Below are 16,032 nucleotides of genomic sequence, written 5' to 3' on the forward strand. Positions count from 1 at the left end.
CGGAACGCAAGCGGCCGCGTACGGACAATGACCAAACGATCACTACCCGCCGGGCATATGCCGCGAGCAACCCGGGTCCGGCGGACGTCAAGCCCGGGTTGCCGCGTACCGCCTCCTACCAGGCACTCCAGTCCAGGTTCCAGCCGCTGAGGCCGTTGTCCGGGGCGACCTGACCGCGCGAGGAATTCTTCACCGACACGACGTCCCCGATCAGCGAGCCGTCGTAGAACGTGCCCGCCGAGGTGCCCGCACCGCCGCCCTTGACGTCCTTCAGGCCCACGCAACCGTGGCTGACGTTGTCGGCGCCGAAGGCGTTGCTCCAGTAGTTCCCGTGCACGTACGTACCGGAGTCGGTGAGCCGCATGGAGTGCGGCACCTGCAGGTCGTAGGGGTCGCCGGTCATACCGGGCATGCTGCTGGACTGCATCCGCACCACGCCCTCCTTCGACATGACGACCATGGTGCCGTTCCAGGTCGGGTGCTCGGGCGAGCCGGAGGTGATGTCGACGACCGAGCTCTGACCGTCCTGGACCACCGTCATCCGGTGGGACTTGGCGTCAACCGTCGAGACGCGGGATCGCCCGATAGTGAAGGGCTCGTCCCGGTCGACGCCCCCGTAGACGCCCGCGGCGATCTCCACGCTCTTCAGCCGGTACTGGACCGTGACCTTGGTCCCCGGCGTCCAGTACTTCTCCGGACGGAAGTCCAGCCGGCGGTTGCCGAACCAGTGGCCCTTCACCACGGTGCCGTTGTCGGTCTTGAAGGTGATGCCCTTCGCGACCGCCTCCTTGTTCTTGACGTCCTTGTCGAAGGTCACCGAGACGATCATGCCGACGCCGTAGGTGGCGTCGTCGACGATGTTGTCGCCGGCCTTCGCCTCGCGCTCCGGCGTCAACGTGCTGAAGCTGCTGTCCGCCGACGCGACCACGCCGCCGGCGTCCACCGCGAGCGCGCTGACCTGGTACGCGGTGCCGACCGCCAGCGGACCGGACGGGCTCCAGCTCGACCCGTCGGCGGCGATGACACCGGCCACCTCCTTGCCGGTCCGGTCGTTCACCTTCACGGTGGTGAGCCTCCCGCCGGCCACCGCGACCTTGAGCGCGCCGTCCGGGGCGACGTCCACGGACCCGCTCCTCGGCTGGACGTCCACCACCGCCTGCGAGACCTTCGGCGCGGCGCTCGGCGTCCCGGTGCCCGGCGCAGCCGCACCCGGCGTCCCCGTGCCCGCCGGGGCGGCCCCGGCGTCCGGACCGCCCGAGGCCGGAGCCGCCGCCGACGAGGCCCCCGCGGCCCCGCCGACACCCAGCTCGGCCCTGGCCGCGCTCCCGTTCCCCCCGCCGCCACAGGCGCTGGTCAGCACCAGCGCACCGCCGACCAGACCGGCGGCCACCATCCTGCGTATCGACCTCACCGTCGCTCCCTCCCTCGGTCCCGCGCGCGCGACCCCGCCCCGGTGCCGGGGTGTCGGGGGACCCGACAGATACACGCGGCAGCCACCGGAAAGGTTGCGCCGTTCGGGGGGCGATCGGCCCGGAAAACACGACCGGCCCGACCCCAACGAGTGAGGATCGGGCCGGTCGGTTGCCGAACCGGGACTGCACCGGTCTACCGGCGGGTAGGAGCTACCAGTTGGGCCAGAGGATGTTCCAGCCGCTCAGCCCGTTGTCGGGGGCGACGGTCTTCTCCTTGGAGTTCTTCACGGTGATGACGTCACCGATGATCGAGTCGTTGAAGAACTTGCCGGCCACCGAGGTGTCGCTGCCGCCCTTCTCGTCCTGCATCGAGATGCAGCCGTGACTGGCGTTGCTCTTCCCGAACGGGTTGGCCCAGTAGTTGCCGTGCACGAAGGTGCCGGAGGTGGTGAGCCGCATCGCGTGCGGCACGTCCGGGATGTCGTACTCGCCGCCGAGACCGACGGTCTGCGAGTTCATCCGGGTGACCTTCTCCTTGCTGGAGACCACCATGGTGCCGTTCCAGGACGGGTTCTTCTCGTCCCCGAGGGTCACCGGCACGGTGTGGCTCACGCCGTCCCGGGTCACCGTCATCTGGTGCGAGGCCGAGTCCGCCACGGAGACCTGCGCGCGGCCGATGACGAACGGCTCGTCCTTCTCGACGTCGCCGTAGACGCCGGGGGCCACCTCGACGTTCTTCAGCCGGTACTTGATGGTCACCTTGGTGCCCGGCGTCCAGTACTTCTCGGGGCGGAAGTCCACCCGGCGGCTGCCGAACCAGTGGCCCTTCACCTCGGTGCCGTTGTTGGTCTCGAAGGAGATGCCCTTGAGGACCTCGGCCTTGTTCTTGATGTCCTTGTTGAAGACCACCGAGACGATCATGCCGACGCCGTAGGTGGCGTTGTCGGCGATGTTGTCGTTGGTGGAGACCTTCTTGTCCGGCGTCAGTGTGGTGAACGAGGTGGTGGACGCGGCCACCAGGCCCTCGGCGTCCGCGGCCTGCGCGTTCACCTTGTACGCCATGCCGACGGCCAGCGCGCCGGCCGGCTTCCAGCCCAGGCCGTCCGGGGTGATGGCGCCCGCGACGGGCTTGCCCTCCTTGTCGGTCACCTCGACCGTGGTGAGCTTGCCGTTGGCCACCGACACCTGGAGCGCGTTGGTCGGCGCGACGTCCTGGGCGCCGTCCTTGGGCTCGACGGTCAGCACCGCCGTCGAGGTCTTCGGCGCCGTCGAGGTCTGCGCGGGAGACGGCGTCCCGCCGTTGCCGCCGGCCCCGCCGTCGGCGCCGGCCGTCGCGGCAGCGTCGCCTCCCCCGGTCGCCTTGTCACCGCCGCTCTTGTCGTCGTTGCAGGCCGCAGTGAGCAGCAGTACCCCGCCCATCGCCAGCGCCACCGCACTGCGACGCAGACGGCGGCTGGTGGTGGTGGTACGTATCGCGGCGTCGGCCGCCCTAACCGGCTTCACGGTTTCTCCCCTCCCGGTGTCCACCCTGATGGACGCGCTTCCGCCCGGGTGGGTTGCACCGGACCGGTGATCTTCCGCGCCGGGCTTCGGCGCGGCAAGCAGGATAGCTCGGCCGAACGGGTGAACCCCGGGGAGGATCCCGGTGAATGCGGGTGAATGCGGGTGAAGATCCCCTGCACAGGATCGCCACACGTGGCCGGGCGCCGTCGACGGCCTTCGGCCCGACGGCCCGCGGGTCCGTGACCTACGGGTCGGTGACCGGCTCCCCGGACAGCGAGGGCCCCGCGGACCGGCTCGCCGGACGGCTCGCGGCGGGAGACGCGAAGGGGCTCACGGACGGGCTCGTCGACGGGCTCGTGGACGGGCCGGCCGCCGGGGCCGACGACGGACCGGTCGGCGCACCGGTCACCCCGGCCGCACCGGTCGGCGCGCCTGCGGCAGGGGACGGCCCGACGGAAGGGGCGGCCGCGGCACCGGAGGGGCTCGCGGAGGACTGGAGGGCGCTTCCCGCCACCCACTGCGCCCAGGGCAGGTTCCAGCCGTTCAGTCCGTTGCTCGGCGGGACGGTGTCCCCCGTCGAGGCCTTCACCTCCAGCACGTCCCCCGGGACGGTGTGCTCGAACAGCCAGCCCGCCGGGCTCTCCTTGCTGGCACCGCCCTTCACGTCCGCCAGCCCGATACAGCCGTGGCTGGTGTTCGCGGTACCGAACACCCCCGGGTTCGCCCAGTAGTTGCCGTGCACGAACGTGCCCGAGTTGGTCAGCCGCATCGCGTGCGGCACGTCCTTGATGTCGTACTCGTCGCCCATCCCGACCGTCTGCGAGTTCATCCTCGTCACCCGGTACTTCTCCGACACCACCAGCACGCCCCGGTAGGTCGTGTGCTTGGCGTCGCCGCCGGACACCTTGAGCGTGCGCACCACCTTGCCGCCCTGGCCGGCCCGGACGGTGAGGGTGTGGGCGTCCAGGTCCACGGTGGAGACCTGCGCGCGGCCGATCGTGAACCGGACGTCCTTCGTCTGGGTGCCGAACTCGCCCGGCGCGCCCTGCACGTCCTTCAACCGCAGCGCCACCGACACCCTGGTCCCCGCCGACCAGTAGGCCTTGGGCCGGAAGTCCAGGCGCTGGCCGCCGAACCAGTGCGCGGCCACCTCCACCGGCGGGTCCGCGGTCACCACCACCGCGCGCTCCACCGCCGCCCGGTCGGTGATCGTCCTGCTGAACCGCAGCGAGACCGGCATGCCGACGCCCACCGTCGAACCGTCCTCGGGCGTGAAGAACGCCACGAAGGTGTGCGCCCGGGCCATCGTCGAGAAGTCGGAGTGCTGGGCGGCCTTCTGGCCCTGGTCGTCCTCGGCCACCGCGTCCAGGGTGAAGGCGGTGGCCAGCGGGAGCGGGCCGGACGGCGCCCAGCTCGTGCCGTCCTCGGCGATCGCGCCCGCCACCTCGTTGCCCCGGGTGTCCGCCAGCCGGACGGAGACCAGCCGGCCCTGGGCGACGGTCACCCGGGCCGGGCCCTCCGGCGGGACGTTCTGGGCGTTGTCGGCGGGCAGCGCGGTGATCACCGCGCGGGACACGGGCGGCGGACCCCCCGCGCCCGGCGGGGCGGCGTCGCCGCTCGGGGTCCTCGGTGCACCGCCGCCCGAGCAACCGGCCAGCACGACCAGGCAGCACCACGACGCCGCCGCCCGCCGCGCCCACATCAGTCCTCGGGGCCGCATACCCGGGGCCTCCCGCCGTTTCCGTCCGATACCTCCCACAACGAGGGCAGTCCCGGCGGGACACGCGGACACGCCGGAGAATCCCACCCCGGTGGCCGAGAGCACACCGAGCCTTGACGCCGGGCACGTGGAACGACCGACGTGTCTGCCTCCTCCCCGCGCCTCCCGGTGAGGGCCGACCCGCTTCCCCGCACGGGAAGTCGGCCTCGCCGACCTCCCGGTCCGCTGTCGTGGGCGGATGCCGGGATTCCGTGCTCCGGTTCCTACGCCTCCTCCTCTTCGGGGACGCGGCGTTCGACGCCGATCTTCGCGTGCTCGAACCCGTCCTCCTCGACGAGGACCGGGCGGCCTCCGAGAGGGGTCCCGACGCATACGCGCGCAGGGCCCGTGGACGCGGGCCGGGCCCCTTCCCGCCGGTCCCCGCCCGCCGGTCACGGCGGGTCGGCCGGTCCGCTCGCACCGCGGAGGCGGCCGACGCGGGTGGCTGCTGCGGGGGAAGTCGGACCCGCCGACTTTCCGTGCGCCCGCCCGCCATCCGCCGGTAAGAAACCGTTCAGCCGCATCCACCCGGTGCGATCAGGGAAAGAGACCCCTCACGGGGTACGGGACACCCCGGCCAGGGAGGGCACCGCCATGGCGTCAGGGCAGGAGCTGGAAACCGCCGCGCGCGCACACGGCACGGCGCGCGGAGCGGCACACGGCGCGGCGCACGGCGACGGGCCGCCGTGGCCGGGCAGCTGGCAACCGCTCGGCGCCCGGTTCCGCACCGAGCCGGACGGCCTCCGCGGCACCAACTTCGCGCTCTGGGCGGCCGGCGCCGAGGCCGTGGAGCTCTGCCTCTTCGACGAGGACGACCGGGAGACCCGGCACCGGCTCACCGAGCAGGACTTCCAGGTCTGGCACGGCTTCGTCCCGGGCGTGCTCCCCGGCACCCGGTACGGCTTCCGCGTGCACGGCCGCTGGGACCCGTGGACCGGCGCCCGCTGGAATCCGGCCAAGCTGCTGCTCGACCCGTACGCCCGCGCGGTCGACGGCTGTTACACCTCCCACGACGCGGCCTGCGCCGCCGCCCGCGGCTGGCCCGAGGCGGAGGTCGCCGACACCGTCCGGGACAACCGCGACTCGGCCCCGTACGTGCCCAGATCCGTCGTGGTCCAGGACGACGACGACTGGTACGACGACCACCGCCCGAAGACCCCGTGGGCCGAGACCGTCCTCTACGAGGTGCACGTGCGGGGCTTCACCCTCCGCCACCCCGGGGTCCCGCCCGAACTGCGCGGCACCTACGCCGGTCTGGCGCACCCGGCCGCCGTCGCCCACCTCACCGGCCTGGGCGTCACCGCGGTCGAACTGCTGCCCGTCCACCAGCACGTCAGCGAGGACCACCTCCAGGCCCGCGGGCTGGTGAACTACTGGGGCTACAACACCGCCGCCTACTTCGCCCCGCACGCCGGCTACTCCGCCGCAGGCTCGCGCGGCGGCCAGGTGGGCGAGTTCAAACGGATGGTGCGCGCGCTGCACGCGGCCGGGATCGAGGTGATCCTCGACGTGGTCTACAACCACACCGCGGAGGGCGCCGAGCTCGGCCCCTCGCTCTCGCTGCGCGGGATCGACAACTCGGGCTACTACCGCCTGCCGCCCAACCGCCCGCGCGGCTACGCCGACTACACCGGCTGCGGGAACACCCTCGACACCCGCCGACCGCAGGTGATCCGGCTGATCACCGACTCGCTGCGGTACTGGGTCACCGAGATGGGCGTGGACGGCTTCCGATTCGACCTGGCGGCCGCGCTGGCCCGGGGCGGCGACGCCGTCGACATGGACCACCCCTTCCTCGCCGCCGTCGCCCAGGACCCGGTCCTGAGCCGGGTGAAGCTGATCGCCGAGCCCTGGGACGTCGGCCCCGGCGGCTACCAGGTCGGCGGTTTCCCGCCGCTGTGGGCCGAGTGGAACGACCGCTACCGGGACACCGTGCGGGACTTCTGGCGCGGCGCCCGCCCGGACGTCCGGGAGCTGGGCTACCGGCTCACCGGCTCCTCCGACCTCTACCAGCGCGGCGGGCGGCGGCCCTACGCCTCGGTCAACTTCGTGACGGCCCACGACGGCTTCACCCTGCGCGACCTCGTCTCGTACGACCGCAAGCACAACGAGGCCAACGGCGAGGCCAACCGGGACGGCACCGACGACAACCGGTCCTGGAACCACGGCGCCGAGGGCGAGACCGCCGACCCGGCCGTCAACTCCCTGCGGCAACGCCAGCTGCGCAACCTGACGGCCACCCTGCTGCTCTCGGCCGGCGTCCCGATGCTCACCGCCGGCGACGAGTTCGGCCGCACCCAGGGCGGCAACAACAACGCCTACTGCCAGGACAACGAGGTCGGCTGGGTGGACTGGTCGCTGCTGGCCGACCCGGCCTGGCGCGGGCTGTACGAGTTCACCGCGCGCCTCGTCCGGCTGCGGCGCGCCCACCCGGTGCTGCGGCAGCGGGCGTTCTTCTCCGGCCGCGCCCCCGCCCCCGGCGGCCAGCCGGACCTGGCCTGGTTCACCGCGCTCGGCAAGGAGATGACCGAGGCCGACTGGTTCACCCCGACCGCCGGTCTGGGCATGCTGCTCTCGGGCGCGGCGATGTCCGAGCGGGACCGGTACGGCCGGCCCCTGCGCGACGACAGCTTCCTCCTGCTGCTCAACTCCGGGCCCGAACCGGTCACCTTCACCCTGCCCGGGGAGCCCTGGGCGGCGCCCGGCGCACGGTACGAGACGGTCGTGGAGACGGCGGCGGACGACACCGGCACGCACCTCCCGCAGGACGCGGTCGTCCTGGCCGGGCGCTCGCTGCGGCTGTTGCGGACACCGGACGGAGGCGGCCGCCCGGCCGGGCCGTCCGGCGGCGCCTGACCCCGGACGCCCCGCCGCCCCCGGAGGCCACGGAGAGCCGCGGAGAGCCGGGGAGGGCCGGGGAGAGCCGGGGAGGCCCACCGAGGGTCACCCGTCACCCCGTCACCGGAGCCGCCGGAGCACCACGGCCGGTACACCGCCGCCGCCGGGTCCGTGGCCGGTATTCGACGACAGGTCCGAAAAACCGGATGAGAAATGACGGCCACCCGGCCTACCCTCACGGCGATGGCCGAGAACCAGACTCCCGACTCCGCGCCCGCCCACCGGTCGACGGTGCGCTCACTGCTGCGCCTGTGGCCCTACGTCCGCCCGATCCGCGCCCGGCTGGCCATCTCGGTCAGTGCCGCACTGCTCGCCGCGTTCAGCGTGCTCCTCGTCCCGATCGTGCTCGGACGGATCGTCGACGGGCCGATCGCCGAGCACGACCTCGGCGGGCTCTGGCCGCTGGTCGGCCTGCTGCTCGTGCTGGGCCTCGCCGAAGCGGCCCTCTTCTACACGCGCCGGGTGGTGCTGGCCAGACCGCTGTCCAGGGTGGAGACGGCGATGCGCGGCGACCTCTTCGCCAAGCTCCAGCGGCTGCCGGTCTCCTTCCACGACCGCTGGGGCTCCGGCCAGCTGCTCTCCCGCGCCACCTCCGACATGTACACCATGCGGCTGTTCCTGGCGTTCCCGCTGGTCTTCCTGATCGTCAACTCGGTCACCTTCCTCGCCGGCACCGGCCTGATGTTCACCCAGGACTGGCGGCTCGCCCTGATCGCGCTCGTCCCCGTGGTGCCGCTGTTCCTGCTCACCCGCCGCTTCGAGTCCGGCTACTCCGGTGCCGCCCGCCTCGCGCAGGACCAGAACGGCGACCTCGCGACCGTCGTCGAGGAGTCCGTCCTCGGCATCCGCATCCTCAAGGCCTTCGGCCGCCACCGCTCGATGGCCGAGCGCTTCCGCGACCACTCGCGGGACCTGCGCCGCACCGAGCTGAAGAAGGCCGGACTGCTCGCCAACCTCTGGGCGCTCATCGTCGGGCTGCCCGAGCTGGCCCTCGGCTGCGCCCTCGCCGCCGGCGCCTACCTCGTCGCCCACGACGAGCTGAGCGCCGGCACCCTGGTCGCCTTCCTCTCGACCGCGCTCGCGCTGCGCTGGCCGGTCGAGTCGCTGGGCTGGCTGCTCGCGTACGCTAACGAGGCCGCGACCGCCACCGACCGGTTCTTCGAGGTCATGGACGAACCCGAGACCGAGGCCGGCGCCCCCGGGGCCGACCTCGCCGCAGCCACCACGGCCGCCGCCACGGCCGCCGGACTCGACGGCATCCGGCTCACCGGCGTCCGCTTCCGCTACCCCGACGCCCCCGCCGACACCCCCGACCTGCTCCGCGGCATCGACCTGCACATCCGCAGCGGCGAGACGATGGCCCTGGTCGGCGCCACCGGCAGCGGGAAGACCACGCTCACCGCCCTCCTCCCCCGGCTGTACGAGGCCACCGGCGGCACCATCACCCTGGACGGCCGGGACATCCGCGAGCTCGACCGGACCCGGCTGCGCGAGCTGGTCGCGGTGGCCTTCGAGGAACCCACCCTGTTCTCCGCCACCGTCCGGGAGAACGTGCTGATGGGTGCTCCGGGCGCCGGGGACGACCGGCTGCACGCCGCGCTCGCCACCGCCCAGGCCGGCTTCGTCGAGAAGCTGCCGGAGGGCGTCGGCACCGAGGTCGGCGAGCAGGGCCTGAGCCTCTCCGGCGGCCAGCGCCAGCGGCTCGCCCTGGCCCGCGCGGTGGTCGGCGATCCGGCCTTCCTCGTCCTGGACGACCCGCTCTCCGCGTTGGACGTGCACACCGAGGCGCTGGTCGAACGCGCGCTGCGCCAGGTCCTCGGCTCCGCGACCGCCCTGGTGGTCGCCCACAGGCCGAGCACCGTCATGCTCGCCGACCGGGTGGCGGTGCTCGTCGACGGCCGGATCGAGGCGGTCGGCACCCACCAGGAGCTGCTGCACGGCTCCCCGCACTACCGCGAACTGATGTCGGGCGAGGCCGCCCTCGTCCCCGAGGGGAGCACCGCCCGATGACCACCACCGTCGAACCCGCCGGCCGGAAGGCGGGCGATACCGGGACGGCCGATCCGAAGGCCGCCGACCCGAACCCGACCGACGCCGAGGCCCCCGGCAGGACGTCGGTGGACGCGAAGTCGGTGGACGTGAAGTCCGCCGGCACGAAGTCCGCCGGTCCGGGCGCCCCGGGCGACGAGGAGGAGCTGCCGCCCCCACCGGCCGACGAGGAGGACATCCCCGTCCCGCCGGGCGCACCCGGGGTGCTGCTCCGCTCGCTGCTCGGCCCGCACCGGGGCCGGGTCGTCGCCGCCATGGCGGTGATCCTGCTCCAGCAGGCCGCCCTCCAGGCCGGACCGCTGCTCGTCGCGGTCGCGATGGACCGCGGCATCCCCGCGCTGCGCGACGACGACGCCGGACCGCTGACCGCGGTGATCGGCGCGTACCTGGGCTGCGCGCTCCTGGGCACCGTGCTCCAGTGGACGTTCATCAAGATCAGCGCCCGGGTCAACCAGGACATCCTGCTGGAGCTGCGCGGCCGGATCTTCCGGCACGCCCAGCGGCTCAGCCTCGACTTCCACGAGCGCTACACCTCGGGGCGGATCATCTCCCGGGCCACCAGCGACGTGGACGCGCTGCGCGAGCTGCTCTCCGAGGGGCTCCAGGAGCTGCTCACCGTCTTCCTCTCGGTCTGCTCGATCTCGGTCATCCTGCTGGTGCTCGACTGGCGGCTCGGCCTGGTCACGCTGGCCTCGTTCCTGCCGCTCTGGCTGGTCGCCCGGTCGTTCCGGCGCCGTTCGCGCCGGGTCTACCGCCGCTCGCGCACCTCGGCGGCCTCACTGATCGTCCGCTTCACCGAGACGATGAACGGCATCCGCCCGGTGAAGGCGTTCCGCCGCGAGCGGGCCAACGACGCCGCCTTCGGCGTGGTGAACCGCCAGTCGGCGACCGCCACCGCGGACGGCCTCCTGGAGATCGCCCGGTACGTCGGCCTCTCCCGCGGTACCGCCAACGTCTGGACCGCCGGGACGGTGCTGCTCGGCGCCTACCTGGTGACCGACGGCAGTGTGGCGCTGGGCGTGCTGACCGCGTTCGTGATCTACCTGCGCCGGCTGTACGACCCGATCGACCAGCTGGCGATGTTCCTGAACAGCTACCAGTCGGCCGCCGCCGCGCTGGAGAAGATCGCCGGACTGCTGGCCCACGAGCCGACCGTCGCGGAGCCGACCGAGCCGAAGGAGCTGCCCGCGACGTCCTCCCTGGGCCGCGAGGTGCACTTCGAGAAGACCCGGTTCGCGTACCGCACCGGCAAGGAGGTGCTGCCGCCCTTCGACCTGGTGCTGCCCGCCGGCCGGACCGTCGCCGTGGTCGGCGCGACCGGGGCCGGCAAGTCGACGGTGGCCAAACTGCTCGCGCGGTTCTACGACCCGACCGAAGGCCGGATCACCCTGGACGGGGTGGACCTGCGCGACCTGGCCGGCCCCGAGCTGCGGCGCGGGGTGGTGATGGTGACCCAGGAGTCCTTCCTGTTCTCCGGCACGGTCGCGGAGAACATCGCGATCGGCCGGCCCGGCGCCACCCGGGACGAGGTCGAGGAGGCCGCCCGGGCGATCGGCGCGCACGCCTTCATCGCCGAGCTGCCGGACGGCTACGACACCGACGTGCGCAAGCGCGGCGGGCGAATCTCGGCCGGCCAGCGCCAGCTGGTCGCCTTCGCCCGCGCCCTGCTCGCCGACCCGGCGGTGCTGATCCTGGACGAGGCGACCAGTTCGCTGGACGTGCCGGGCGAGCAGGCGGTGCAGCGGGCGATGCGCACCGTGCTGGCGGGCCGGACGGCCGTGATCATCGCGCACCGCCTCTCCACCGTGGAGATCGCCGACCGGGTCCTGGTGATGGATCAGGGCCGGATCGTCGAGGACGGCACGCCGCGCGAACTGATCGACGGCGCCGGCCGCTTCGCGGAGCTCCACCAGGCCTGGCGGGACAGCCTGGTCTGACTCCGACCTGCCGCCCCCTTCGAAGCCCGTAAGAGACTCTGGACCCTTTCATCCATTACCGAAAGGGTCTAGAGTCTTTTCCGGGCCTTACCGATCCGTGTTCGGGACCGAAGGAGCGACCATGGTCGACCGACAGCACTGGGAGCAGTGGCAGCGCAGCTGGGACCGCCAGCAGGAGTGGTACCTGCCCGACCGCGAGGAGCGGTTCCGGGTGATGCTCGACGTCGTCGAGGCGGTGACCGGGCCCGAGCCCCGCGTCCTCGACCTAGCCTGCGGGACCGGCAGCATCACCGAGCGGCTGTTCGCCCGGCTGCCCGGCGCCGTCAGCGTCGGCGTCGACCAGGACCCGGCGCTGATGACCATCGCCCGCGGTGTCCTCGGCGACGACCGGCGGTTCACCCTCGTGACCGCCGACCTCAAGGACCCGGAGTGGGCCCGGGCGCTGCCGCCCGGGTCGTTCGACGCCGTGGTGACCGCGACCGCCCTACACTGGCTGCCCACCGACGACCTGGTCCGGCTCTACGGCGATCTCGCCGGGCTGGTCCGGCCCGGCGGCGTCTTCCTCAACGCCGACCACACCCCCGAGGCGTCGATCCCGCTGCTCAGCGCCGCCGACGCGGCCCTCCGGCACCGGCGCCAGGAGCGCGAGACGGCCGAGGGCGTCCTCGACTGGGAGGGCTGGTGGATCGCCGCCGCGGCCGACCCGCTGCTCGCCGAGCAGGTGGCCGCGCGGAACGCGATGTACGGGTCGCACGCCGACGGCGCGTCGCATCCGGCCGGCTGGCACACCGGGCGGCTGGTCGAGGCCGGGTTCCGCGAGGCCGGGGTGGCGTGGCGCTCCGTCAGTGACGCCCTGGTCGCGGCGGTCCGCTGACGCCGCGAACGGCGGGTCCCCGGCCACCGGGGGCCGTCGGCCACGGCCCCCGGCCCGGCGGTGAGCCACCGCGGACGGGGCGGCGGGGCGGCGCGCGACACCCGGCGGGGCGGGGAGCCGGACCGCCCGGCTCCCCGCCCCGCCGGCGGGTTCAGCGCAGCAGCCCGGCGTCCATCCCGGACGCCTCCGGGGGCAGCGCGACCAGTCCCAGCTCGGCCGGCGAGGCCAGCCTCGGATGGGCCGGCAGCACCCGGACGGTGTAGCCGAACGGACCGGTGCGGCAGAGCTCCAGGGAACCCTCGTACCTCGTCCGCCCGTCGAGGTCGGGCCCGCCGACCGGTTTGAGGGCGAGCAGGCAGCCGTCCGAGATCCGGTCCGACTCGTCGACCCGGCCGGAGACGGCCTGCACCTCGACGTCCGCGGGTTCCAGCGGACCGAGCGCGACCTGCACCCGCAACGCCAGCGAACTCCCCAGTTCCTGCGCCTCGTCCGGGCAGTCCGCCTCGACGTGCTCCACCCGGACGGCCGGCCAGCCCTCCCGGACCCTGGCCTTCCAGGCGGCCAGTTCACGCGCTCCGGCGTGCGGGACGGCGGTCGGCCCGGTCTCCAAGCCCCCCGCCTCACCGACGACGCCCGTCTCCGCCGCCGCCCCGACGACCCCTGCCGTCCCGACGATCCCTGCCGTCCCGACGGCCGGGCCGGCCGCCGCCAGCTCGCGCTGGGCGACCGCCGCCGGGGCGTAGAGCCGCTCCACGTACTCGCGGACCATCCGGCCGGCCAGCACCTTGGGACCGAGGGTCACCAGGGTGTGCCGGACCATCGCGATCCACCGGTGCGGCAGCCCGTCGCCGCCCCGGTCGTAGAAGCGGGCGGCCACCTGCTCCTCGATCAGGTCGTACAGCGCGGCGGCCTCGATGTCGTCCCGCCGCTCGGCCTCCCGGCTCTCCGGGTCGAGCACCCCGTCGCCGGTGTCGGCCGTGGGGATCGCCCAGCCGTTCTGGCCGTCGAACCACTCGTCCCACCAGCCGTCCAGCACGGACAGGTTGAGGCAGCCGTTGAGCGCCGCCTTCATCCCCGAGGTGCCGCAGGCCTCCAGCGGGCGGAGCGGGTTGTTGAGCCAGACGTCGCAGCCCGGGTAGAGGTGCCGGGCCATCGCCATGTCGTAGTCGGGCAGGAAGACGATCCGGTGCCGGACGGCCGGGTCGTCGGCGAAGGCCACCATCTGCTGGATCAGCCGCTTGCCGCCGTCGTCGGCCGGGTGGGCCTTGCCGGCGACCACGATCTGGACCGGCCGGGTCGGGTGCAGCAGCAGGGCGCGCAGGCGCTCCGGGTCGCGGAGCATCAGGGTGAGCCGCTTGTACGAGGGCACCCGGCGGGCGAACCCGATGGTGAGGACGTCCGGGTCGAGCACCGAGGCGACCCAGCCGAGTTCGGCCTCACCGGCGCCGCGCTGGCGCCAGGAGGCGCGCAGCCGGCGGCGGGCCTCGTCGACCAGCTGGGCGCGCAGGGTGCGGCGCAGCTCCCAGATCTCGGTGTTGCCGATCCGCTCCAGGCCGGTCCAGCGCTGGGTGTCGCCGGTGGTCATGGCCGCCTCGGCGCGGTCGGCGCCGATCTCGGCGGCGCCGAGCCGGACCACCGCCGGGTCGATCCAGGTCGCCGCGTGGACGCCGTTGGTGACGGAGGTGATCGGGACGTCGGCGGTGTCGAACCCTGGCCAGAGGCCGCTGAACATGGACCGGCTGACCTCGCCGTGCAGGGTGGAGACGCCGTTGGCGCGCTGGGCGAGCCGCAGACCCATGGCAGCCATGTTGAACAGCTTGGGGTCGCCGCCGCGCCAGCTCTCGGCGCCGAGTGCGAGGACCTGCTCGACCGGGACGCCGGGCAGGGCGGTGTCCCCGCCGAAGTGCCGGGCGACCAGGTCGCGGTCGAACCGGTCGATGCCGGCCGGGACGGGCGTGTGGGTGGTGAAGAGGGTGCCGGCCCGGACCGATTCCAGGGCCGCCGCGAAGTCGAGTCCGGCGTCGGCGACGAGCTCGCGGATCCGCTCGACGCCGAGGAAGCCGGCATGGCCCTCGTTGGTGTGGAAGACCTCGGGGGCGGGGTGGCCGGTGAGCCGGCCGTAGGCGCGGACGGCGCGGACACCGCCGATCCCGAGCAGCATCTCCTGAAGGAGCCGGTGCTCGCTCCCGCCGCCGTAGAGGCGGTCGGTGACGTCGCGCTCGGCGGGCGAGTTGGCCTCGATGTCGGAGTCGAGCAGCAGCAGCGGGACGCGCCCGACCTGGGCCTTCCAGACGTGCGCGGCCAGGGTGCGGCCGCCGGGCAGCGCGAGGTCGATCCGGCAGGGGGTGCCGTCGGTCTCGCGGAGCAGGGTGACGGCCAGCTCGTCCGGGTCGAGCAGCGGGTAGCGCTCCTGCTGCCAGCCGTCCCGGTCGAGGGACTGCCGGAAGTAGCCGTGCCGGTAGAAGAGCCCGACGCCGATGATCGGGACGCCGAGGTCGCTCGCGGCCTTGAGGTGGTCCCCGGCGAGGATGCCGAGGCCGCCGGAGTACTGGGGCAGCGCGGCGGCGATGCCGTACTCGGGCGAGAAGTAGGCGACGGCGGCGGGCAGCGGGACGTCGGCCGCCTGCCCGGCCGACTGGTACCAGCGCGGGCCGGCCAGGTACTCCCGGAGGTCGTCGGCGAGGTCTCCGAGTCTGCGCAGGAAGCGCCGGTCGGTGGCGAGCGCGGCGAGCCGGGCGGCCGGGACCTCCCCGAGCAGTCGCACCGGGTCCTCGCCGGTCGCGGCCCAGACCTCCGGGTCCACGGACCGGAAGAGGTCCCTGGTCTCGGGGTGCCAGGACCAGCGCAGGTTGAGGGCCAGCTCGTGCAACGGCTGGAGTTGTTCGGGCAGGACGGTGCGGACGGTGAATCTGCGGATTGCCTTCACGGCGTGAAGCGTAGCCGCGGCCACTGGCATGATGGTGCGTCAGTTGGTCTATTCGACCTCCGTTCGGCCTATTGATGAGATCGCATTCGGCGCATTGGGCTGCACGGGGGGCGCACGAGGCGCACTTTTCCGGGGGCCGCGCCACCAATACGTGAACACGGCGGAAAAGATCCTTTTCCGGTGACGGTTCCGACCCCGATCACGCCCGAAACTACTGTCATACCGCTGCGAAAGTCGTGTCGCCGATGCGACGATGAGCCAAGGTCGTTGATGCTTCGGGGTGTGCGGAGACGGGTGGCGCTCCCCCGAGAAGCAGCACGTCCGAATCCTTTTCGCGTTGACCGTTCCCCTTCTTCCTTGGTCCATTCGGCGCTCACCGCGCACCGACGCGTGTCCTCGGACTCGGCCTGCTCGTTCACGGGTGGGTTGGGTCACCCAGGGGTGTGCCCCGAGAGGCGTGCGCCGGGACGCGCGCGGGCTCTCGGGGGTCCCGCCACGGGCTCGGCGGGAGCGGGGCAGGTTGCCGGGGACGGCGGCGCGGGCAGGCTTCCGGTCGCACGTCCTCCCCACCCAGCAGTCCTCCCGGTACTCCCCTGGCCCCGCCGGCCCGCGGGAGCTGCCGCCGATCTCGGGCAGGAGTTTGGCATGCACGGCGACACGCGGGACCAGTCCAC

At 73.3% G+C, this 16,032-nt stretch carries 8 protein-coding genes; 4 read left to right on the forward strand and 4 right to left on the reverse strand.

The genetic code is table 11. The annotated features are described in order from the left end of the window. Positions 1-115 precede the first annotated feature (115 nt). The 3 genes from PUR56_RS37095 to PUR56_RS37105 form a co-directional block, all read right to left on the reverse strand. Complete coding sequence (locus PUR56_RS37095; RefSeq protein ID WP_329952194.1) at positions 116-1,411, reverse strand: L,D-transpeptidase; 1,296 nt, start codon at positions 1,409-1,411, stop codon at positions 116-118. A 211-nt stretch (positions 1,412-1,622) separates the two neighbouring features. Next, complete coding sequence (locus PUR56_RS37100; RefSeq protein ID WP_329952195.1) at positions 1,623-2,915, reverse strand: L,D-transpeptidase; 1,293 nt, start codon at positions 2,913-2,915, stop codon at positions 1,623-1,625. A 244-nt stretch (positions 2,916-3,159) separates the two neighbouring features. Further along, positions 3,160-4,491, reverse strand: coding sequence for a L,D-transpeptidase (locus PUR56_RS37105; protein WP_329952196.1), 1,332 nt, complete (start codon positions 4,489-4,491; stop codon positions 3,160-3,162). Positions 4,492-5,268: 777 nt separating this feature from the next. Here PUR56_RS37105 and glgX point away from each other — a divergent pair. The 4 genes from glgX (at position 5,269) to PUR56_RS37125 (ending at position 12,432) form a co-directional block, all read left to right on the forward strand. Continuing rightward, positions 5,269-7,530, forward strand: coding sequence for a glycogen debranching protein GlgX (gene glgX, locus PUR56_RS37110; RefSeq protein WP_329952197.1), 2,262 nt, complete (start codon positions 5,269-5,271; stop codon positions 7,528-7,530). A gap of 225 nt (positions 7,531-7,755) precedes the next feature. Continuing rightward, positions 7,756-9,582 carry an ABC transporter ATP-binding protein gene (locus PUR56_RS37115; protein ID WP_329952198.1) on the forward strand — a complete coding sequence of 609 codons (1,827 nt, stop codon included), beginning with the start codon at positions 7,756-7,758 and terminating at the stop codon, positions 9,580-9,582. Then, a complete protein-coding gene (locus tag PUR56_RS37120; protein WP_329952199.1) occupies positions 9,579-11,558 on the forward strand; it encodes an ABC transporter ATP-binding protein in 1,980 nt (659 codons plus the stop codon). Before PUR56_RS37115 ends, PUR56_RS37120 begins: the two co-directional genes overlap by 4 nt. A gap of 121 nt (positions 11,559-11,679) precedes the next feature. Then, positions 11,680-12,432: a class I SAM-dependent methyltransferase gene (locus PUR56_RS37125; protein WP_329952200.1), complete on the forward strand. Its 753-nt coding sequence runs from the start codon at positions 11,680-11,682 to the stop codon at positions 12,430-12,432. 151 nt (positions 12,433-12,583) lie between these two features. On the opposite strand, the gene glgP is transcribed toward PUR56_RS37125, so the two are convergent. After that, positions 12,584-15,358, reverse strand: coding sequence for an alpha-glucan family phosphorylase (gene glgP, locus PUR56_RS37130; protein WP_329952201.1), 2,775 nt, complete (start codon positions 15,356-15,358; stop codon positions 12,584-12,586). Positions 15,359-16,032 lie beyond the last annotated feature (674 nt).

The sequence above is a fragment of the Streptomyces sp. BE303 genome, from assembly GCF_036290945.1.
Lineage (GTDB): Bacteria > Actinomycetota > Actinomycetes > Streptomycetales > Streptomycetaceae > Kitasatospora.